Here is a 21,215-nt window from a genome sequence, read left to right as displayed (position 1 = left end):
TTCAAACCTTCAACAGCGAGCCGCGCACCAAGGGACGCGCGAAAAGCTCTGCGAGATCGGCGGCCTGATCGAAACCGTGGACAGGCGTAAAGACCAGCTCGATCGACCACTTGGTGCACAGCCCCTCGGCCTCGAGTGGATTTGCCAGGCCAAGACCACAGACGGTGATATCCGGACGATCCGCGCGCACGCGATCGAGCTGATGCTCCACATCCTGACCTTCGACCAAACGCAGACCCTGGGGCAGCAACGGCAGCTCCGCTTCCATCAGCTGACGATCCAGGAAGGGCGTGGCCACTTCCACCAGCTCCATGCCGCATTCCCGCTGGAGGAAGCGGGCCATCGGGATCTCGAGCTGAGAGTCCGGAAGAAAGCTGATGCGCTTGCCGGCCAGCAGCTCGCGCTGACGCGCCAGGGCCTTCTCGGCGCGCGCGATCGCCGGAGCGGTCGCGGACTCCAGGGTCTCGCCCGAGATACCCCAGGCATCAGTCGCGGCGCGAAGCCAAGCAAGGGTCCCCTCGATTCCGAAGGGGTAAGGCGCCTTGAGCAGCGTTGCGCCGCGCTCAACAAGCGCGCGCAGTGTCTCGCCCACGAAAGGCTGCGCCAGCAGGACCGAGGTACCACTTCCGACCGGCGGAAACTCCGTGGCATGCCGCGGCGGGAGAAAGTGTACGGGACCGATACCCAGATCCTTGAAGAGCCGCGCGAATTGATCCTCCACCACGTCAGGCAAAGTCCCAACCACAAGTAGCGAGCGCGACTCAGGAGGCAGCTGCGGCATCTGCGGAACGAGCGACTTGAGGCAGGCATCCTCACCTTGCGTGAAGGTCGTCTCAAGCCCACTGGCCGAATAGTCGATCACCCGCACACGACCTTGGTAGACGTCCGACAGCCGCTCGGCTGCCTTTGCCAGATCCAGCTTGATCACCTCGGAAGGGCAGGAGCCAACAAGAAAGAGGGTCTTGATGTCTGGCCGACGCCCCAGCACCTCTGCGGCAACGCGATCAAGTTCTTGATTGCAGTCTGCCATACCAGCGAGATCGCGCTCCTGCAAAATCGCGGTCGCGAAACGCGGCTCGGCGAAGATCATCACCCCTGCGGCAGACTGCATCAGGTGAGCGCAAGTGCGCGAGCCCACGATGAGAAAGAAGGCGTCCTGGATCTTACGGTGGAGCCAGACGATACCAGCAAGCCCGCAAAAGACCTGCCGCTGACCACGCTCGCGAGTAATCTCCGGACCAGCGCAAGTCACCGACACCTGATCGGGCGCCGCAGCTTCGACAGCACTCATTCCGCAACCTCGGCGAGCGCACCACCCTCGGCACGACGCCGATTACCTTCCAAGCGCGCCATCCGCAGCTTAATGAGAAACTGCCCCGCGTTGATCACGTAGGTCGCATAGGCCGCCAGAGCAATCAGCATCTGACCACGCGTGTCGACGAAACCCGTGAAGAGCGCCGCCAGATAGGCTGTGTGAAGCGCCAACACCAGCATGCTGAACACGTCTTCCCAGAAGAACGCAGGCGCAAAGAGATAGCGCCCGAACACCACCTTCTCCCAGATTGCACCTGTGATCATGATGGTGTAGAGCACAATCGTCTTGACAACAACTGAGATGGTCGCCGCAAAGGCCCCTTCGCCCGTCGCAAGATAGCGCAGAACGAAGTAGAGACTGACAAGAAAAACCACGAACTGCAGGGGAGCGAGCACACCCTGAACCAATGTCCACGGCGACTCGTCTCGCCGCTGACGCTCTTCTGGCGTATAGAGAGGACTGCGCTGGGGTTTCTCGGTTGAGTGGTGGGTCATGCTTCTCGGGCCGAATCCGCTTTCAGATCTTTACGATCTTCACTTAAGTTACATGCAGAAATCTAGTCCGCTTTCACGCATGCGTCAACCAAACTTTACGTAAACCTGACTTGACAACCTCGGGCAAGCAACCACAATAGGGACCATGCCCATGTTGTCACGGCGGCATACAGCCAAGCCACTTCAGTGATGTGCGAGGAGACACCCGAAACCCTTGCTGTCATTCATGAACGCAGGCCTGAATACCTGACGCGCTTGGCCGGGCATATTGAGGCGGTGACAGCGGCTCGTCAACCGCGCCAAGCGGCACTGCGAGACCTGCAAGACTCTCGTGATCGAGCGCAGATCCCGCACCCTCTTGGCGATGTCGTAGGCGTCGGCCCCCATCTTTCGGCGCCGCCGCGCCGCCTGGAACGAAAAACGGTTTAATTGATGTGTTCGGTGCCCGCGCGTGCGATGACGCCTGGATGTGCCCCGCCCCGAGTACGGCAAGCCAGCCACCTGAGGCGGAGTGCTGAATTGATTTTGAAAGTGCGCCCATGTGGCATTGGAGGATCTGGTCGCCGTGAGTTCGTTCAGAGCCCCGAGGGAGAGCCTCGGCGTCCTAGACGCCGAGACGACGGCGGCCTTGGTTGAAGGGATGGCTGACGTCGCGGTCGTCTTGGATGCCCAGGGCGTCGTTAGCGATATCGCTTACGGTAGTGATGACCTCGCAGCCGAACTCAGCCCCGACTGGATCGGCCAACCTTGGCTGGAGACCGTATCACCCGAGACGCGCGCGAACCTCGAGGATTTGCTGAACGAAGCCGCCGAGCACAGCGTCACACGCTGGCGCCAGGTGACGCACCCCTCTCGGCGCGGCGCCGACATTCCGATGCAATATCGCGCACTCCGCGCCGATCAATCCGGCCGAATCATCGCTGTCGGGCGGAATCTGCAAGGCATGGCGGCCCTGCAGCAGCAGCTCGTCGACGCGCAGCAGGCATTGGAGCGTGACTACTGGCGCTTTCGACAAGTCGAGACGCGCTATCGGCTGCTCTTCCGGATGGTCTCGGAGGCAATCCTCATCATCGATGCGCCAACGCAGCGCGTCGTCGAGGCCAACCCTGCCGCCGGCCAGATGCTCGGCGAGACACCGACGCGGATCATCGGCAGACCCTTCCCCGAAGGCTTCGACAACGACAGCACGCAGTCGATCAACGGCCTACTCGCTGGTGTGCGAGCCGCTGGGCGGGCGGACGACGTCCGAGCGATCCTGCTGGACAGCACGCAAGAGTTCCTCGTCTCGGCATCCCTGCTGCGCCAAGAGAACGCCTCTTTTCTGCTGGTGCGGCTATCACCCGTCATCCCGGATGCCTCCAAAACGGCATCCATGCCAGACATCAAGGCGCGCTATCTCCGCGTGCTCGAGAGCGCCCCCGACTGCGTCGTCATCACTGATACCAACGGCACGATCCTCACCGCAAACAGCACCTTCCTCAGCTTGACCGAGATCGCGGCCGAGCAGCAGGCGCGCGGCGAAAGCCTGGACCGCTGGTTAGGCAGACCGGGCGTCGATCTGAACGTGCTCATGGCCAATCTTCGCCAGCACACCACCGTGAGGCTCTTCGCAACGACGCTGCGCGGCGAGTACGGATCAACGACGGAGGTCGAGATCTCCGCCGCAGCCGTCCGCAATGGCGAACGCCCCTATTTCGGGTTCTTCATTCGCGACGTCGGGCGGCGGCTCAGCGCCGAGCAGCCAACCAGCCCCGAGCAGACACGCTGGCTCGATCAGCTGACCGAGCGCGTGGGGCGCGTGCCCCTGAAGGAGCTGGTACGGGAATCCACCGACACCATTGAGCGCCTGTGCATCGAGGCGGCACTCAAGTTGACCGGGGACAACCGCGCCTCGGCCGCCGAACTCTTAGGCTTGAGTCGGCAAAGCCTCTACGTCAAAATCGACCGTTACGGCATCGTAGCCGATCACGCCTCCGAGTCATCGGGCTCGGGCAAGAAATAGGCTCGCGGCGGAGGCACCCTACATCCGTGTCACGGATGGCATGCCCAATTCCCGACTGGCAGCCCGCATCCGGAGCGCTTTGCGACCGGATAGCGTGCCTTAGGCACGAGCGTCTGTATCTAAGGCCTGGGTGCAACTAGGGCCAGTCGAGTTCTCGTATCAACTTTAATCGACAGCAAAGACTGGCCTCATCGGCCAGACGCAGGTTCCCGGCATGAATCAAACCACGGTGTCTGAGACCCCGACCCTACCCGCGCCTTCCGCAATCTTTGAAGTCCTGCATCCGATCACCTGGTTCCCACCCATGTGGGCCTTCAGCTGCGGCGTGGTCTCCTCTGGCGCCCCCGTCCTCGAGCAGTGGCTCGTCGTGATCGCGGGCATCATCCTCGCTGGACCCTTGATGTGCGGCACCAGCCAGGTCGTCAACGACTGGTACGACCGCGACGTCGATGCCATCAACGAGCCGAATCGCCCCATTCCCTCAGGTCGCATCCCCGGCCGCTGGGGCTTCTACCTCTCGCTGATCTGGTCAGCCGTCTCGCTGGCACTGGCCTACGCACTGGGCCCCTGGGTCTTCGGCATCGCCCTGATCGGCATGGCTATCGCGTGGGGCTACAGCGCACCGCCTTTCCGCTTCAAGGGCAATGGCTGGTGGGGCAACCTCGCCGCCGGCATCTCCTACGAAGGACTGGCCTGGGTCACGGGCGCGGCCGTCATGATTGGGGGAGCGCTTCCCGACTGGAAAATCCTCATCCTCGCCCTGCTTTATAGCCTCGGCGCCCATGGCATCATGACCCTGAACGACTTCAAGGCGATTGAAGGCGATACGCAAATGAACGTCCGATCGCTGCCGGTACAGCTCGGCGTTGACGGCGCCGCGCGCCTCTTGTGCCTGGTCATGGGGCTACCGCAAGCCGTTGTTATTGCGCTACTCTTCGCTTGGGACAAGCCGACCCACGCCATTGCCGTCGGCGTGGTGCTGCTAATCCAGGTCGCCCTCATGATCCGCTTCCTCGGCAGTCCGCGCGAGCGCGCAACCTGGTTCAGCGGACTGGGCGTCAGCGTCTATGTCACTGGAATGATGATCAGCGCCTTCGCCGTGCGCGGGCTGATCCAGTAACCCCCCGCGCATCTTGCGCGAGCCCTTTTGCTTTCGACGAGACCTCCCATGTCAAACCCCGATACCTTCGACGTCGTCGTGATCGGCGGCGGACCCGCTGGAGCCACTGCCGCCAACGATCTGGCCAAGATGGGCCGCTCCGTCCTCCTGCTCGACCGGGCCGGCCGCATCAAGCCCTGCGGCGGCGCCATTCCACCGCAAGCCATGCGGGATTTCGATATTCCGGAGTCGGTTCTTGCGGCCAAAGTCAATTCCGCGCGGATGATCGCGCCTTCGGACCGCGAGGTCGACATGCCCATCGACGGTGGCTATGTCGGCATGGTCGATCGCGAGCACTTCGACGAGTGGCTGAGGACGCGTGCAGCCGAAAACGGCGCCACGCGCCAAACTGGCACCTTCGAGAAGATCGAGCGCGACAGCGATGGCACCGCCGTGGTGCACTACCGCCCGGGACAAGGCCGCAGCAGCACGGAGACCGCAACCGTCCGAGCGCGCTCGATCATCGGCGCCGACGGCGCTAACTCCTTCGTCGGCAAGCACTATGTTCCAGGCTATGAGACCGTCAAATACGTCTCTGCCTATCACGAGATCGTCCGCGCGCCCGCCAACGACTCCGGGGCGGATTTCGACGGCACCCGATGCGACGTCTACTATCAGGGCGACATCTCCCCAGATTTCTACGGCTGGGTCTTCCCACATGGCGACACCATCAGCGTCGGCGTGGGCACTGCCGTGCCAGGGTTCTCCTTAAGGACCGCCTGCACCGAGCTGCGCCGCCGCGCCGGCCTTGAGCAAGCCGAGACGCTGAGAAGAGAAGGCGCCCCCATTCCACTCGAGCCGCTCAAGCGCTGGGACAACGGCCGCGACATCCTGCTCGCTGGAGATGCAGCCGGCTGCGTCGCGCCCGCATCGGGAGAAGGTATCTACTACGCCTTGGCCGGCGGACGCCTTGCGGCAGAGGCCGTCAATGAATTCTGCACCTCGGGCAACCCCAAAGCACTCAAGAAGGCGCGCCAGCGCTTCATGAAGGCGCACGGCAAGGTGTTCTGGGTCTTGGGCATCATGCAGAAGTTCTGGTACTCCAGCGACAAGCGTCGTGAGCGGTTCGTCAGCTTGTGCGCCGATCCGGATATCCAGTATCTGACCTGGGAAGCCTACATGAACAAGCGCTTGGTCAAGGCGCGACCTGGAGCGCACTTCCGCATCTTCTTCAAGGATATGGCGCACCTGCTTGGCGTCGTACCCAGCAACCGATAAAGGCCCCTAAGGCGAGCCGGCACAGCAAAGGGACTTCTTCTACAGCAGCCAGCTCGTCGATTTCATCCTCATCGGCATCCTGCACACAGAGGATCTTCTTCGCATTCTTGTGGGAGCAGCGCCTCGCCGCGATCGCGCGTCCGTCGCGGCGGGGCGCCGCTCACACCGACCGCGCGGTTGGACCAAGGGATGATCGATGCCCAGCCTTCTAGCCAACATCGGCGGGCGTTGACCGAACCCGCGGCGACCTGAGCCGAGCCTGCAAGCGCGCTGTGCTGGCATCAATCATTGGCATCAAAGCCACTGCGGGACTCAGTACGACCGTAGGCAATGAGTCGCCCCAAGAGTTCGAGCGCGCGTGCCGCAGCGCGTTCCGCCCCATCGCAGCGTGGAGAACCTTGCGCGCAGTCACCGCCCTGACTCAGCGCTCGCGCAACCTGTTTCCGGTTGTCTGTCATCAGTGAAGCGATACCCGAATAAGGACCTGAGACGCCAGCTGATGCTGCCGCCACCCCCTCAGGCGCAACCCTAGCTCGCTCGGCTTGCGGCGCTTTATCCTGCTCGAAGGTCCGCGTCAGAATGACAACCAGGCCGATCACTTGTCCCGGAGCGGAGAAGATGGCGTCGGCTCGAATCAGATAAGCGTCGATCTTCCCGTTATCACCGCGCAGCCTGATCCGTCCCCGCCAAGCCCGATGCTGCGCCAAGAGATCGCGCAGATGCTGCTCGACATCAGACGACTCCATGCACAGCGATGCCAGGTCCTGAATAGCCGCCAAGCCTTGCCCCACGAATCCTGGGGTCGCATCCCAAGCCGGCGTCGTGCACAGCACCCCGCCCTGCGCATCTGCAATCAAAATGGGCTGACTCGCGAGATCCAGCTCGGACTTGGCCTGGGCGAGCTGGGCCTGCGCGATCAAGACACGCACGGAGCGAAACTGCTGAATCACATCCCCGATGCTGTCTCCAAGCAGCCGCGCGGTGATGCGATCGAGCGACGACCAGCGCGGCAGCCGCCCGGTCGTCAGCATGGCCGAGCCCGCAAAGCCATGGCCGAGCCATTGCGATGGATGCCTAGAAACGACCGCCGACAAGGCCGGCTCAGGGTGGAGCCCCAATTCCTCCTTGGCGGCAGCGCGAAACCAGAGCAAATATTCACCATCGGCGCGCGAGAGTGGCGCGGCGAGCAAGGCGTATGCCGAAGGCCCGATGAAAGTTCGCGGACGACGCTCATGACCAACAACGGATGCAGCAACAACGCCCTTTGGCGTGCGCGCGTCCAGCCAAGCCAGGATCTCGCGAAGGCGGCCCTCAGATGGCGTCTCCCCAAAAGCAGTGACCTGACCCTCGTAAGTCAGTGCAACCCCAGCAGCCTCAACGAGACCCAAGAGCAAGGACGCATCGTCCATCAAGGCCGGGCGCCAATCGCCGTGTCGCGAGATAGCCTCGATCAACCGTGACTCGAGGCCGCGAACCCGAGCCTCGGCGACCCGCTCCGCGGTGGCCTCGAGCGCCGCAATCCGCGTCGCAGCGGTCTCGGCAAGCAGCTCGCAGGCAGCTCGCGCCGGGTAATGTACGAAGCGCGGGGTGCGATGATGACAGACGACCAAGCCCCACAACCGGGCGCCGACCGAGAGCGGCGCGACCAGGGTCCCGCGCACATCCAGTTGCTCAAGGAACTGCAGATGAAGCGGCGAGAGGCTGCGCCAAGTGCATCGCGACAGGTCCAGATCGAGACCGCTCTGTGCGTTGCCTAGCGGCCGCACGAACACCGGGGGCTCATGGGCATCGACCAAGTGACGCATGCGATTGCGCTCAATGAGCGAATGCGCGTTGGGAGGGGCTTCGGAATCGCCGAAATGCTGACCGAGACAAGAGGCCACACCCGCTTTGCGTTGCTCGGAGACGACCTGCCCGTAGCCCGCCTCATCGAAGCGAAAGACGAGCACACGATCATAGCCGGTCAGCTCTTGAAAGACGCCGGCCGAGGCATCGCAGAGACGCTCGACGGAATCCGCCGACAGAAGGGGATCCAGCGCCCGCTCAATCTGGACGGACAGGTCGACGGCTGGACCCGCCGGCTCGAGTTCGATCACCAGTCCGCCTGAGCTTGGCCGATGCAAGAGCAGATCGCATTCGCGGCATGCCTCACCAACCGGACAACGCAGCACCACCGGGGCCCCGTCGAGCGCATGATCCAGATGCGCGCGAACGCGATCATGGAGATCCCGCCCGAGTTCCGCGAGCCCACAGCCGATAAGATCCTCGGCGACACCTAAGAAGAGCGCGGCGTTGTCACTCGCATGAGTGACGGTCAAGTCAGCCTCGCGCACGACCAGCAAGGCCGCGCACGACTGAATGGTGGAATCATACCTCCCGCGCTGACGCATCCCGCTGACAGCGCCCTGCCTACCTGTGGGCGGCGGAAAAGCACCGAAGCTCACATGAAACGGCCTCCCATCCTCAATCGCTGAGATTGTTGTTCTTCGACGGATCTGGCTCCAGACCCTATGCGCGCAGCTTCACACAAAGACCCTGACGACTCAAACCCAAGCGCTGCTGCGGCGTTGCGATGGTCACCCGCGCGCTACAGCGCAGTGCCTCGCTGCGCTGCAGACCGCGCCCGAGGTCCAACGCCCTCGCCAAGACGGGCGATCCTATACTCGACTGGAAGGGATTGGCCATTCGGACAGGGCTGCCAAGCCTCGAGATAGCCCGATACACCCCTCGGCTGCGCACGCAAAGCCCCAAGACGCCCCAAGAGGCTGTCTGAAGATTGCAATCGCCCGAGCTGGGGCGAATTCATTCGCCCTCTCGCCAGCGTTAAGGACGACTAGAGTCGCCTCGAGGTTTGTCAGACAGCCTCTAAGAAAGCGCCCATCAATTGTTTCCCGATGCGAGCGATCCCGCCCGAAATCCCCCCGAGCCCCCCCTTTGCGAAAGGGTGGAAGTTGTTGATGGTCACTTTCTAAGCAAACGCCCTTCGATCAAACCAAAGCGGTTTTCTTCAGGCTAGATGGAGTATCCAAGGTCAGCGCGCACCCGGCTCACAAGTAACACCGAGCCAACCATAGCCCCCAAGTCCCGGCTGCGCTAAAATTCGTCGTGCGCTTTGAGCATCACAATGCGGCCGAGGCCGTGAGCCAGAAAACTGAGCATCTGGAATCTTTGCCAAAGAATCGCACTGCCCCCGTAGCTCAGCTGGATAGAGCAATCGCCTCCTAAGCGATAGGTCACAGGTTCGAATCCTGTCGAGGGCACCAAATACCCATCCAGCCTAGTCTTTTCTCGTCCGATGATGCCCTCATCAAGAGCGCATCCCGCTTGCTGAGCGTCCTTCTGCCTGGGCGCCGCTACTGAAGTCACTCTCAGGAATGGGGCGGATACTTGCCGGGTCTATGTGACCCCGAGACTCAGGCAAGCAGGGTGGGAACAATATCCCCATGCCATCACCGAGCAACAGACCTTTACGGATGGGCGCGTGGAGATCCGGGGCAGTACCATCCGTCGTTTGGCACAGAAACGGGCGGATTACCTGCTTCGCTTTACTCGCGACTTCCTGATCGCGGTGGTCGAGGCCAAGCCGGAATCCGATCCGCCCGGCACCGGCTTGCAGCAATCGAAGGACTACGCCGAGATCCTCGGCCTCAAGTTCGCCTATGCCACCAACGGCCACTGGATCATCGAGTTCGATTATCTGACCGGACGGGAATCCGAACTCTCCGCCTTTCCGACGCCCGCCGAACTGTTCGCCAGATTACAGGCTGGACTGGGGATCGAGCCGCGTCTCGCGGACAAGCTCTTGACCCCCTATCACCATGTCGTTGGCTACACCCCGCGCTACTACCAGGAGATCGCCATCAACCGGACCGTGCAGGCGATCCTGCAAGGCGTCCGGCGCATCCTGCTCACCATGGCGACGGGCACCGGCAAGACGATGGTGTCCTTCCAGATCTGCTGGAAGCTCTGGAATGCCCGCTGGAATCGAGAGGGCGCGCACCGTAAGCCCCGCATCCTCTTTCTCGCCGACCGCAACGTCCTGATCGACGACCCCAAGGACAAGACCTTTGCCCCGTTCGGCGATGCCCGCCACAAGATCGAGGGCGAGGTCATCAAGAGTCGCGAGGTCTATTTCGCCATCTACCAGGCGATCGCCCAGGATGCCCGGCGCCCCGGTCTGTATCGTGGCTATGCGCGGGACTTCTTCGATCTCATCATCGTCGATGAATGCCATCGTGGCAGCGCCCGCGACGACAGCAACTGGCGCGAGATCCTCGACTACTTCGCGCCCGCCTATCAGCTCGGCATGACAGCCACCCCGCTGCGCGAGGACAACCGCGACACCTACGAGTATTTCGGCAATCCGCTCTACACCTAGAGTCTGCGTCAGGGCATCCAGGACGGTTTCCTGGCCCCCTATCGCGTGCATCGGGTCGTCACCCAGGCGGATGCCACGGGCTGGCGTCCGAGTAAGGGCGAGGTCGACCGGTATGGCCGCGCGATTCCCGACGAGGAATACCAGACCAAGGACTTCGAGCGGGTCATCGCCCTGCGCGCGCGAACCGATGCCATCGCCCGCCATCTCAGCGACTTCATGCGGCGCACCGACCGCTTCGCCAAGACCATCGTCTTCTGTGTCGATCAGGAGCACGCCGACGCGATGCGCCGTGCCTTGAACAACCTCAACGCCGACCTGGTTCAGAAATACCCGGATTACGTCGTCCGCGTCACCTCGGAAGAGGGCAAGATCGGCAAAGGCCACCTGAGCCGCTTTCAGGAGCTGGAAACCACCAGTCCGGTCATCCTCACCACCTCTCAGCTACTGACCACGGGCGTGGATGCGCCCACCTGCAAGAACGTCGTCCTGGCCCGTGTCGTCAACTCCATGACCGAGTTCAAGCAGATCATCGGACGCGGCACCCGCATGCGCGAGGACTACGGCAAGACCTGGTTCAACATCCTCGACTACACCGGCTCGGCGACCCGCAACTTCGCCGATCCGGACTTCGACGGCTTTCCCGATCTCGAAGAGGAGATCACCATCGACGGGAACGGAAGCGAGATCGCGGAAGAGGCGCTCATCGATACCACGGGGGTCAACGCGCAAGCCGAGGAGCCAGAGGATTACGAACCGGAAACGACCGTCGTCGCCCCGGACGAGCCCGACGAACTTCCGCCGCTGCCTCCGCCGCCCCCGCCGCCGCCTCGGAAGTTCTACGTGGATGGCGGTCAGGTCGAGATCATCGCTCACGTCGTCTATGAGCTGGATGCCGAGGGCAACCAACTGCGCGTGGTGCAGTTCACCGACTACACCGCCGAAAAGATCCGCACCCTCTTCACCTCGGTCGATGAGTTACAGGACCGCTGGGCCGATCCGGTGCAGCGGGAGGAGGTCATCCTGGAGTTGGAGGCGCGCGGGATCACCTTCGCGGAATTGAGCGAAGTCACCGGACGGCCCGATGCCGATCCGCTCGACTTGCTCTGTCACCTCGCCTTTGAGACCCCCTTGCGGACGCGGAAGGAACGCGCCGCGCATCTGCGCAAGGCGCATCTCGATCTCTTCGACCAGTACGGACCCGAAGCGCGCGACATCCTTTCCGCCTTGCTCGACAAATACAGTGATTTTAGTCCAAGCCAGTTCAATATCCCCGATGCCCTGGGAGTTCAGCCCATCTCCGCCTATGGCAACGCCATGGAAATCGCGGGCCTGTTCGGCGGCGCACTCCAGATGAAACAGGCGGTAGATCGGATGCAATCCTTGCTGTATCGGCATTGAGCATGCCGCCGACCTGCCATAGCCCCGATGAAGTCCATGACGGGATCAATCTCTTTGTTCCCATTTTGGGAACTATTGGCCTACAATGAAAGTCCTAGGCCGAGACAAGCTCGTCTCATTCTGGGAGCAGCGCACCAACGCCAAGGCGGCATTGGAGGCATGGTTCGACGAGGTCTCCCGCAGCACCTGGTCCACACCGCAAGACATCAGGAACCGGCACCGCAGCGCGGACTTCCTGCCCAACAACCGAGTCATCTTCAACATCAAGGGCAACCACTATCGCCTCGTCGTCAAGGTGCGCTACCAGCAAGGCTTGGTGGTGATCGAGTGGGTCGGAACCCATGCCGAGTACGACAAGCAACGCTTCTGAGCGGGGACAGACGATGAACCAGCCAAGAATCATCAAGACCGACCAGGCGCACCGCCAGGCCCTGGAGCGACTGACCTATCTGATGGATCTGGACCCCGCGCCCGAGACCCCTGACGCCGATGAGATCGATCTGCTCGCTCTACTCATCGAGCACTACGAGCAGGAGCATTTCCCCATCGCGCCACCCGATCCCATCGAGGCGATTCGCTTCCGCATGGACCAGATGGGGCTCCAACATCAGGATCTCGTGCCCTACATCGGCTCCAAGTCCAAGGTATCCGAAATCCTCAACCGCAAACGGCCACTCAGTCTCAACATGATCCGCCGGCTCAGCGCGGGTCTTGGCATCTCCGCCGATGTCCTCATTCGTGAGTCCGCACAGCGCGCCACCAACGACAGCGATAGGCGCCACTCCGGTCCCATTGCAACTCACGCCTGAGAGGCTGTCTGGAAATCATCGTAGAGATCCCTAGGATCCTTGAGGGCGAAAAATGCTCGCAGATGAGTCAAATTTAGATGCAGCGTCCGACCATCCAAGGCCATCGGGATCGGGATCGGGATCGGGATCGAACCGACGATAGCGATTCCGACCCCGATAGCGATCCCGATGACATGACTCGTCGGTCTGAGGCGAAGCCTCCCTAGGAGTTTCCAGACAGCTTCTGAGCCAGACGAACACCGATGCCCAAGAAGAAGACCGCCGACCAACCCATGACCACCGCCCAACAACTGGGCGGAATCGTCAAATCCGCCCGTCAGATCATGCGCAAGGACAAGGGGCTCTCGGGCGAGTTGGACCGCCTGCCAATCCTCACCTGGGTCATGTTCCTCAAGTTCCTCGACGACCTGGAGCAGCGGCGCGAGACCGACGCCCTCCTAAGAAAGCGCTCATCAATTGTTTCCCGATGTGAGTGATCCCGTCCGAAATCCCCCCTAGCCCCCCTTTGCGAAAGGGGGGAAGTTGTTGATGGACACTTTCTAAGCGGCAAACCCTTTCAGCCGGCCATCGTCCCGCCCTACCGCTGGCGCGACTGGGCAGCGGATGAAGGCGGTATCACCGGCGATGAGCTGATCGCCTTCATCAACCAGGAGCGCGCCGTCCTGCCCGACGGCCGCGAAGGCCCCGGCCTCTTCACCTATCTGCGCAACCTTCAGGGGATGAATGGCGGCGACCGCCGCGACGTGATCGCCACCGTCTTCAAGGGCCTGCAAAACCGCATGCAGAACGACTATCTGCTGTGCGATGTCATCAACAAGGTCAACGGCATCCACTTCAACGCCTCCGACGAGATGCACACCCTGAGCCGCCTCTACGAGACCATGCTGCGCGAGATGCGCGACGCGGCGGGCGACTCGGGCGAGTTCTACACCCCGCGCCCGGTGGTGCGTTTCATGGTGGAGGCGACCAATCCACGCCTGGGCGAGACCATCCTCGACCCGGCCTGTGGGACCGGTGGCTTTCTGGCCGAGGCGATGCGTCATCTGGAGGCGCAATGCCACAGGGTCGAAGACCGCGCCACCCTACAGAACAGCACGCTCCAGGGCGGCGAGGCCAAGCCCTTGCCCTATCTGCTGGTCCAGATGAACCTGCTGCTGCACGGGCTCGAATACCCCCGGATCGACCCCCGCAACAGCCTGGACGTGGAGCTGAACAAGATCGGCGACCGCGACCGGGTGGATGTCATCCTCACCAATCCGCCCTTCGGCGGCGAGGAAGAGCGGGGCATCCTCGGCGGCTTCCCGCAGGACATGCAAGCCGCCGAAACCGCGCTGCTCTTCCTCCAGCTCATCATGCGCAAGCTGAAACGGCCAGGTCAGGGAGCCGAGAACGGCGGTCGCGCCGCCGTGGTCGTCCCCAACGGCACCCTCTTCGCCGATGGCATCGCGGCGCGGATCAAGGAGGCCCTGGTCAAGGGCTTCAACCTGCATACCATCGTGCGCCTGCCCGAGGACGTCTTCTCGCCCTATACCGACATCCCCGCCAATCTGCTCTTCTTCGACCGCTCGGGACCGACCCAGGACATCTGGTTCTACCAGATCCCACCGCCCGAGGGCCGTAAGAAGTACAGCAAGACCAAGCCCATGGACTAAGCCGAGTTCGAGCCCTGCCTGGCCTGGTGGAGGCAGCGTGAAGAGGACGCCCAGGCGTGGAGGCTCCCGTTCGGCGAGAAGCTGGCCGCCGCCCGCGAGCAGGCCCAGCCCCATTGGGACGCCGCCGAGCGGGCACGGCAGGAGGTGCTGGAGACCGAACGGACGCTGCGGGATCTGGAGAAGCGGCTCGCCATCTGGAAGGAGCGGCCGGAGCACTCGCGCGCGGAACAGGATCAGGCCGCGCGCGAGATCCGCGAGTTGAAAAGCCGGCTATCCGTGCTACGCGCCCGACAGAAGGAGGAGCAGGGCATCGGCGATGGCCTCTACTGGCCCCTGTTCAATCTCGACATCAAGAATCCGCATAGCCTGGAGGCGTTGGAGCATCGGTCGCCGGAGGCATTGATTTTGGAAATTCTGGAGAAGGAGCGGCGGGTGATGGAGATCATAATGGCAACAAAAGATCAAACAAACGAGCAACTGGCTCGCCAGCATCAGTCAGACTTACGCCGATACTCAGCCGGAACTCGACGCACTGATCCCCTCCATCCTCGACCGCGCCTTCAGAGGCGAGCTTTGATTGACCGCCGCTAAAGACGGCTCTCACCGACCGAACGCTTGTCAGCAAGGAGAATCGCATGGCATTTATCGTTCAGGACGCACACCAGGAGCGCTTCGAGAACCTCGATGCGGTGATCGACTTCGCCGGGGAGGAGCAGAAACACATCTACCGCCTGCCGCTCCGCAGTTTTCTCGAACGGGGTGCCCGCTTCCAGGATGACGCCACCCTCGGTGACGGCGCCCATGGGCTCGGCTTCAACGAGTACGGGTTCGACGCGCTTTGCCGCTTGGTCGGCACCAATCCCTACTTTCTCCAGCGCCTGAGCGAGCCGGGGCTGGCAAGCGCCATCCTCAACGATGTCCTGCTCTCCGGCAACGCGATCAAGCCGCTCGATACCCTGGAACTGATCTGCGATGAAGCATCCAACCAGGTAGCGTGAGACGCTAACCACCTGTCAGTGATGACTTTCCACCGATGACCGAAGCTGCAGGGATGCAGTGATGCGTGAGGGGTAACAGCAAGGACCGTCCGGACGATTTCGCTTCTCAGTCAATCAGATGGGATGCTTTTTCGGTAGATGTCGAGACACCAAACACCCATCCAGCACATGCCGCCGAGCCAGCCGGTCAGGCGCCTGCGTCAACGACACACCGCATGCCCCGCAGCACGAGGTCCTGAACCAGCTGTGCCGGCCGATCCAGGGCTGGTTGGATGCGCTCGGCATCGCCCCCGGTCAAGATCAGCCTCGGGGACTGCCCGGCCTCGGCAGCCAGCCGATCAAAGAGCCGAGTCGCCAGCGAGGCCAGTCCTTGGAGACTCCCCGCGGCCACAGCCGGCGCCGTATCCGTCGCCCAAGGCTCGCCCGCCGGGTCCGCCTCGATGCGAGGTATCCGCGTGCCCATGAGCAGACTCTTGCGCATCATCTCAACCCCCGGGAGGATCAAGCCGCCGAGATGACGGCCGTCAGCGAGCAGCAGATCGAAGGTCGCTGCGGTCCCCGCATCGACGATTAGGCAGGCCTGCTGACACAGCTCGTGCGCAGCAATCAACGCCAGCCAACGGTCGACCCCCAGACGCAAGGGCTCCTCGTAAGCAATACGGACGCCGCCAAAGACTGCCTCTGTGCGCAGATACTCCGGGGCGCGCCGCCACAGCGCCCGGGTAACACGCTCGAGCGCGTCGGCGACCTCTTGGCCGCCCACATTACTGACGACCAAGCGCTCCGGCGGCTCCAACTGCTCCCACTGCGCCAGGAGGTCGAGCGGGACCCCGCCGCTGTGACGGACAACCGCCATGTCCCAGGCGCAGTCCTGGCCATGGCAAGTCCAGCGCAAATTCGAGTTACCGATGTCGATCAGGAGATTCATAGGGCAGGAGTCTCTGGGCGCTCAATGGGTCTCAGACTGACCTCGCCGGCCTGGAAGCGCCGTAGGCCAGTCGAGGTTTCAAGCTGCAGGGCACCCTCGTCCGAGATGCCGGCATGACGCCCTTCGATCACTTGATCGCCAAAGATGACACGCACGGGCTCGCCCGCCAGGGGGTCGAAAGCACGCCAGGGATCGAGAAAAGGTGAGAGCCCCTCACGACCATACCGCTCAAGCGCATGGACGAGGGCCTCGACAAGGGCACCGGCGAGCCGATTTCGGCCCAGCGGAGCCCCATCCAGAATCTCGTTCAGCGAGACCCAAGGTTGATCGATGTCGGGCGCCTGGCTTTGCCGCATGCTCAGGTTGAGACCCAAGCCAACAACAAGATGACTTGGCCCCTGAGACTCGCCGGCCACCTCCAGGAGCAGGCCCGCCAGCTTGCGCCGATGCCAAAGGATGTCGTTGGGCCATTTCAGGGCGATGTCTTGCACGCCATGAGCCGCTAGCACCTCAGCAAGGGTCGCGCCGGCCGCCAGGCTCATCCCACCCAGAACACCAGGTCCGGTCGGATAGCGCCAGAGCACCGACAAATAGAGATTGACGCCGAAGGGCGACTGCCAGGAGCGGCCCCGACGCCCACGGCCAGCGGTCTGCTGCTCGGCGATGCAGACCGCGCCAGCGGGAGCGCCAGCCGCCGCGGCGCGCATCAGAAAGGCGTTGGTCGAGTCGATCTGGCGGTGCAGCTCCAGACGGCTTACCAGATGGCGTCCGTGATCGCTCATAGCGCCCAAGAGTCGCTCCGCATCCAGCAGCTCGAGTGGCGTCAGCAGACGGTAGCCGCGGCCGCGGACGGATTCGAGCGCAAGCCCCAGCTCGTCGGTGGTCTTCCTGAGCGCCTTCCACACCGCCGCGCGCGTGATCCCCAGATGAGCGGCGATGGCCTCCCCGGAATGAAAGGCACCGTCAGCCAAGAGTTCAATGAGCGCGATGTTTCGCTCCATAGCAACCTCAGGCGCGACTTGCCAGCCAGGCGCTGCGGGCCTGCGCAACGGACTCAGAGACCGGCTCCAGGATCTGCAGTTCGCAGGTATCTCGCTCTGCGGGTTGGGGGCGCGCCATCACCTGCATCAGCGCGTCGCGACGGAACAAGTGGATTTGGATCTCGCCGGCCGCCTTGGCGCCGATCGCGACCAAGGCATCGAGATTCGCCGGCGTTACCCGCAACCCGTCGACAGCAATCAAGACATCGCCGGGCGCGATGCCTGCATCCTCTCCCGCGCCGCCACTCAAGACGTTCTGTACGATCGCCTCGGCGACGCCGGACCGCAGACGCAGGGCCAGCGTCGGACTGGGCTGGATCGGCTCGAACTGGTCGACGCAGCCGCCAAGGTCCTTCGCGTCGAGCTGCGGTCGTAAGCGCATTTCGATACCGACGCTGCGCAGTAAGCTGGCCAGGTCGAAGTCCTCGGTTGAATCAACCACCTGCGCGAAAAACCCTCGAAGGTCCAGACCTGTGACCTCCATTGCAAGGGTTTCGAAGCCGCGCTCGGGCAGGCCGAGGTCGGTCTTGCCATGACGCTGCCAAAGCGCACGCATCACCTCGTCCAGCGACGAACGACCCTGCGTCTGACGCCGGATCTCGAGATCGAGTCCGAGGGCGGCCAAGGCCCCTTTCGCGTAGTAGCTCACGATGGCGTTCGGGGCGTTTTCATCCTGCTTGTAGAACTTGGTCCAGGCATCGAAGCTCGACTCGGCGAGCGTCTGCAGCCGGCGGCCGGGTGTGCGCATGACGCGGGTGATGGTCTCCGCCAGCATGCCCAGATAGGCCTTTTGATCGACACAACCACTGCGGACTAGGGCAAGCTCATCGTAATAGGAGGTGATGCCCTCGAAGACCCACAGCAGACGCGTGTGCGCCTCCTGCTCCAGGGTGGCTTCCGCGAAGACCTGGGGTCGAATGCGCTTGACGTGCCAAAGATGGAAGTATTCGTGGCTGCAGAGACCGAGAAAACGGCGATAATCGGCGGAGGCAGCAGAGGATTCGGTCCCGAGCTGCGGCAGATCATCCCGCGAGCAGAGGAGACTGGTCGAGAAGGCGTGCTCCAAGCCGCCGTATCCTTCACCCAGCGCGGTCACCAAGAAAAGGTAGCGATCGATCGGCAGCTCGCCGAAAAACCCTGCATGCTCCGCACAAATCCTGCCGAGATCCCGCTCCAGGCGGGGCTTGTCGACATGACGCCCGCCATTGATGACCATCTGGTGCGGCACCGCACCGACGTCGAAAGTAAGCCGCTCGAAGTGTCCTATTTCGACGGGATGGTCGATCAGGTCTTCGTAGGAATCCGCTTCATAGAGACCAAACCCGGAGCCATCGACCTCAAGCGCGCGCAGACTGGTCGCCACTCGCCAGCCCGCGCAGGCCTCGTCATCGGGCGCTAACAGCTCGACACGACATGGCTGCTGGCCCAGCCCCTTTGCTCGCAGGAGTAGACTCGGTCCGTTGAAGTAAGCGTGCGTCAGATCCAGATGGGCTGCGCGCACCGAAAGATCCCAAGCGAAGACCTCATAGCGAACACGCACTGCCCCCACACCCGGGCACAGCCAAGTCTGCTTGTCCTGCTTTTGCAGCGCTAGAGGGCACCCCTCCGCGTCGGTCGCGGCGATGCTGACGATGTTGCGCGCGAAATCCCGAATCATGTAGCTGCCGCGAATCCAGGCCGGCATGCTCAGCTCGAGTGGCGCCTGCAGCGGCCCTGCGATCACAAGCTCAACACAAAAGAGATGAGCACGTGGACGACATGGGGCAATGCGATAGGTGACGGCGCTAGCGTCTGGGGTTGGCTCGGACATTCCGCTCGATTCCCGCTGGGCGGCACCCGAGATGGCAGGTCCCACCTTGACTGAGGCTGGACGGAGAGATCGCGATACGGCTAAACATCTCGAGCCGCGCCACCCTCGGACAGGAGGATGGCAGCTGTCTCCGCACTGAAAGCGCCACTATCCCGTAGGCAGCTCAGGCGGTCAATGTTGATGCAAGCGGAGGGCGAGACGAGGGACGGGAGCGCTCCGGGCCGCAGGCAGCCCGGAGCCGGCCGGATGAGCTACCAGCGAGATCCGGAAGCTGCCTGCTCTCCACGCGGCTTGGCTTGATTGACGCGCATGTTGCGTCCCTTCAGCGGGGTTTCGTTCAAGCTCTTGATGGCGGCATCTGCCTCGGCGTTGTCCGGCATCTCGACGAATCCAAAACCCTTGGAACTGCCAGTGAACTTATCGGTAATGAGATTGACGCTCGAAATCTCGCCGTAAGCACCGAAGGCTTCGCGAAGCTCATCTTGAGTTACGCCATAGGACAGGTTGCCAACGTAAATGTTCATCATTCAAATCCCATAGGAGAGCGCATTGAAAAAACGGAGAGAGTGGTCGAAACGCCAATGCCGAACGCTTTCGCCGCCCTTGGCTCTCTGAAAGACAGAGGCCAAGCCAGACAGACAAGCCCAATACTTATCTTCGGCGAGGACAATAGTAGATCGCGCGGCGTCCCGCTATCCGTACATCTACGCTTCAGTTTATCGGCGTCGGACGGGATCGAAACCTTCCCGAGCGGCAGGCTGAGGCGATTGCGGAGAAATCTCATGCCAGATGGCACCGGAGCGAGGTTCGCTTTCAAGCAACACCGGCGGGAGCATCGTCGCGTTTTCTGACCGCCGATGCGACACGAAAGGCGGGGCCCGAGACAAGTCAGCGGGTATGAGCTTCGGCGGAAATCGCCCTAAGCCCGCGAGGGCAAGTCGCATCCGCACCCAGATCAAGCAGTCTCTCCCTGCATGGCGTCATCAATACCCAAGGCATATTAGCCGGAGGACGGGCGCGCGACGGCGTCGGAAGACAGCGGAATCAGACAGACTGAAAGGATCAGGCGGAAACGGGACGCAAGGCCAACGCCTGCGGCCCTTTGTCGAGAAACTCATGAAGAGCCCGCGCATCGCCCAGCGGAGGATGACGCGGCGATGTAAAAGGAAAGCACTTCCAGCATCACCGACCTGTGCGGCACCAGCAATGACTAGAAGTCTTTGAAAAAAGCACGCGACTCGAAAACGAGGTTTGCGAGTCGCGACTCAGCCACATTAAGGGCTACATCGAGCGATTCAAGCACTCGCCAAGCGCAACCTTGCGATTACCAAAATCCCCCGAAGACACAAGCCCAAGCGGCTCGCTAGAGCGTCACAGCGCTCACGATCACCCCTCGACCAGACGCAGTGACTTCGCCTTAAAGGCTTCACGGTCGTCCTTGGAAGAAGGATCGTAGCCCTCATCGCGCATCTTCTGCTTCATCCATCCCGGAAGCACGCCGCGAACATAGACGTTCTCGGAATTTTCGGGATCGACATAGCGCTTATATTGCCGGCTACTGACGAGCTTCCGCGGCGCTCCGGGACCACGCCGACGCCGGGGCGCAATCATGGAGATAATTTCATCCAGCTCATAGCCGTTGCTGAGGATGAGATCTTTCACTTGCTGAGCAACGTCATCCTTACGCTCCTCATGGCGCACTTCGAGCAATTGCCTCAACTGCGCTTTCTTGCTTTCGGCCTCTTCGAGCTGCCGTTGGATTTCTTCGACGCTAAGGTCAGCGTACTCCACTTGCGATACCTCCTAGTAGTAAAGACACGAGAATAAAAATCGACCATCACTGGCTTAACGTAATCATGGATGCGGGACATACCTGATGTCAAGGAAGATACGCTTTATTGCACACTGATAAGGCGATTGGCGGAAAAGCTCATACCAGATGGCGGCGGATCGAGGTTTGCCTTCAAGGAGCACCTGCGCAAGCATAGCTGGGCTATGTGGCCGCCAGTGCGAC

20 protein-coding genes and 1 tRNA gene are annotated in these 21,215 nt (G+C 62.2%); 12 read left to right on the top strand and 9 right to left on the bottom strand.

Translation table 11 applies throughout. The features are described 5' to 3' along the window. Nucleotide 1: 1 nt before the first annotated feature. Together G3480_RS01040 and bchF are read right to left on the bottom strand one after the other, a co-directional pair. Nucleotides 2-1,291, bottom strand: coding sequence for a ferredoxin:protochlorophyllide reductase (ATP-dependent) subunit N (locus tag G3480_RS01040; RefSeq protein ID WP_164651791.1), 1,290 nt, complete (start codon nucleotides 1,289-1,291; stop codon nucleotides 2-4). Then, on the bottom strand, nucleotides 1,288-1,809 hold the full coding sequence (gene bchF, locus G3480_RS01035) for a 2-vinyl bacteriochlorophyllide hydratase (RefSeq protein WP_164651790.1): 522 nt from the start codon (nucleotides 1,807-1,809) through the stop codon (nucleotides 1,288-1,290). Before bchF ends, G3480_RS01040 begins: the two co-directional genes overlap by 4 nt. Before the next feature lie 565 nt (nucleotides 1,810-2,374). Here bchF and ppsR point away from each other — a divergent pair. The 3 genes from ppsR to G3480_RS01020 all read left to right on the top strand — a co-directional run bounded on the left by ppsR (nucleotide 2,375) and on the right by G3480_RS01020 (nucleotide 6,188). Then, nucleotides 2,375-3,811 carry a transcriptional regulator PpsR gene (gene ppsR / locus G3480_RS01030; RefSeq protein WP_164651789.1) on the top strand — a complete coding sequence of 479 codons (1,437 nt, stop codon included), beginning with the start codon at nucleotides 2,375-2,377 and terminating at the stop codon, nucleotides 3,809-3,811. A gap of 214 nt (nucleotides 3,812-4,025) precedes the next feature. Beyond that, on the top strand, nucleotides 4,026-4,931 hold the full coding sequence (gene chlG / locus G3480_RS01025; RefSeq protein WP_164651788.1) for a chlorophyll synthase ChlG: 906 nt from the start codon (nucleotides 4,026-4,028) through the stop codon (nucleotides 4,929-4,931). 48 nt (nucleotides 4,932-4,979) lie between these two features. Beyond that, nucleotides 4,980-6,188, top strand: a complete 1,209-nt coding sequence (locus G3480_RS01020) for a geranylgeranyl diphosphate reductase (RefSeq protein ID WP_164651787.1) — start codon at nucleotides 4,980-4,982, stop codon at nucleotides 6,186-6,188. 281 nt (nucleotides 6,189-6,469) lie between these two features. Here the strand turns inward: G3480_RS01020 and G3480_RS01015 are convergent, their stop codons facing one another. Both G3480_RS01015 and G3480_RS01010 read right to left on the bottom strand, forming a co-directional pair. Continuing rightward, nucleotides 6,470-8,578, bottom strand: a complete 2,109-nt coding sequence (locus tag G3480_RS01015; RefSeq protein ID WP_164651786.1) for a GAF domain-containing protein — start codon at nucleotides 8,576-8,578, stop codon at nucleotides 6,470-6,472. Between the two features lie 118 nt (nucleotides 8,579-8,696). Then, nucleotides 8,697-8,834, bottom strand: a complete 138-nt coding sequence (locus tag G3480_RS01010) for a hypothetical protein (protein WP_164651785.1) — start codon at nucleotides 8,832-8,834, stop codon at nucleotides 8,697-8,699. Nucleotides 8,835-9,374: 540 nt separating this feature from the next. On the opposite strand from G3480_RS01010, the gene G3480_RS01005 reads away from it, so the two are divergent. From G3480_RS01005 to G3480_RS00975, 9 genes are all read left to right on the top strand, one after another. After that, nucleotides 9,375-9,451: transfer RNA gene (locus tag G3480_RS01005), tRNA-Arg, on the top strand. Between the two features lie 137 nt (nucleotides 9,452-9,588). After that, nucleotides 9,589-10,566: a DEAD/DEAH box helicase family protein gene (locus G3480_RS29715; RefSeq protein WP_338114031.1), complete on the top strand. Its 978-nt coding sequence runs from the start codon at nucleotides 9,589-9,591 to the stop codon at nucleotides 10,564-10,566. Between the two features lie 45 nt (nucleotides 10,567-10,611). After that, nucleotides 10,612-11,964 carry a type I restriction-modification enzyme R subunit C-terminal domain-containing protein gene (locus G3480_RS29710; protein WP_338114030.1) on the top strand — a complete coding sequence of 451 codons (1,353 nt, stop codon included), beginning with the start codon at nucleotides 10,612-10,614 and terminating at the stop codon, nucleotides 11,962-11,964. An 85-nt stretch (nucleotides 11,965-12,049) separates the two neighbouring features. Then, entirely contained in the window at nucleotides 12,050-12,334 is a 285-nt protein-coding gene (locus G3480_RS00995) for a type II toxin-antitoxin system HigB family toxin (protein WP_164651784.1), read from the top strand. A 13-nt stretch (nucleotides 12,335-12,347) separates the two neighbouring features. Continuing rightward, nucleotides 12,348-12,773, top strand: coding sequence for a helix-turn-helix domain-containing protein (locus tag G3480_RS00990; RefSeq protein ID WP_206171425.1), 426 nt, complete (start codon nucleotides 12,348-12,350; stop codon nucleotides 12,771-12,773). Nucleotides 12,774-13,015: 242 nt separating this feature from the next. Then, on the top strand, nucleotides 13,016-13,249 hold the full coding sequence (locus G3480_RS00985) for a type I restriction-modification system subunit M N-terminal domain-containing protein (protein WP_240905506.1): 234 nt from the start codon (nucleotides 13,016-13,018) through the stop codon (nucleotides 13,247-13,249). Between the two features lie 243 nt (nucleotides 13,250-13,492). After that, nucleotides 13,493-14,425, top strand: a complete 933-nt coding sequence (locus G3480_RS28165) for an HsdM family class I SAM-dependent methyltransferase (RefSeq protein ID WP_240905505.1) — start codon at nucleotides 13,493-13,495, stop codon at nucleotides 14,423-14,425. 144 nt (nucleotides 14,426-14,569) lie between these two features. Continuing rightward, nucleotides 14,570-15,016: a hypothetical protein gene (locus G3480_RS28160; RefSeq protein WP_240905504.1), complete on the top strand. Its 447-nt coding sequence runs from the start codon at nucleotides 14,570-14,572 to the stop codon at nucleotides 15,014-15,016. A gap of 44 nt (nucleotides 15,017-15,060) precedes the next feature. Next, nucleotides 15,061-15,423 carry a hypothetical protein gene (locus tag G3480_RS00975; protein ID WP_164651783.1) on the top strand — a complete coding sequence of 121 codons (363 nt, stop codon included), beginning with the start codon at nucleotides 15,061-15,063 and terminating at the stop codon, nucleotides 15,421-15,423. 187 nt (nucleotides 15,424-15,610) lie between these two features. On the opposite strand, the gene G3480_RS00970 is transcribed toward G3480_RS00975, so the two are convergent. From G3480_RS00970 to G3480_RS00950, 5 genes are all read right to left on the bottom strand, one after another. After that, nucleotides 15,611-16,351 (bottom strand): type III pantothenate kinase, encoded by a 741-nt coding sequence (locus G3480_RS00970; RefSeq protein ID WP_164651782.1) that lies wholly within the window; start codon nucleotides 16,349-16,351, stop codon nucleotides 15,611-15,613. Then, a complete protein-coding gene (gene birA, locus G3480_RS00965; RefSeq protein ID WP_164651781.1) occupies nucleotides 16,348-17,352 on the bottom strand; it encodes a bifunctional biotin--[acetyl-CoA-carboxylase] ligase/biotin operon repressor BirA in 1,005 nt (334 codons plus the stop codon). Before birA ends, G3480_RS00970 begins: the two co-directional genes overlap by 4 nt. Nucleotides 17,353-17,359: 7 nt before the next feature. After that, nucleotides 17,360-19,201, bottom strand: coding sequence for a M61 family metallopeptidase (locus G3480_RS00960; RefSeq protein ID WP_164651780.1), 1,842 nt, complete (start codon nucleotides 19,199-19,201; stop codon nucleotides 17,360-17,362). 251 nt (nucleotides 19,202-19,452) lie between these two features. After that, nucleotides 19,453-19,725, bottom strand: coding sequence for an RNA recognition motif domain-containing protein (locus tag G3480_RS00955; RefSeq protein WP_164651820.1), 273 nt, complete (start codon nucleotides 19,723-19,725; stop codon nucleotides 19,453-19,455). Nucleotides 19,726-20,587: 862 nt separating this feature from the next. Next, a complete protein-coding gene (locus G3480_RS00950; protein ID WP_164651779.1) occupies nucleotides 20,588-20,992 on the bottom strand; it encodes an H-NS family nucleoid-associated regulatory protein in 405 nt (134 codons plus the stop codon). Nucleotides 20,993-21,215: the final 223 nt, after the last annotated feature.

It is taken from the genome of Thiorhodococcus mannitoliphagus (genome assembly GCF_010915725.1).
Taxonomy (GTDB): domain Bacteria; phylum Pseudomonadota; class Gammaproteobacteria; order Chromatiales; family Chromatiaceae; genus Thiorhodococcus; species Thiorhodococcus mannitoliphagus.
The sequence above is the reverse complement of the archived record's forward strand: the minus strand, read 5'-3'. Positions and strand labels throughout refer to the sequence as shown.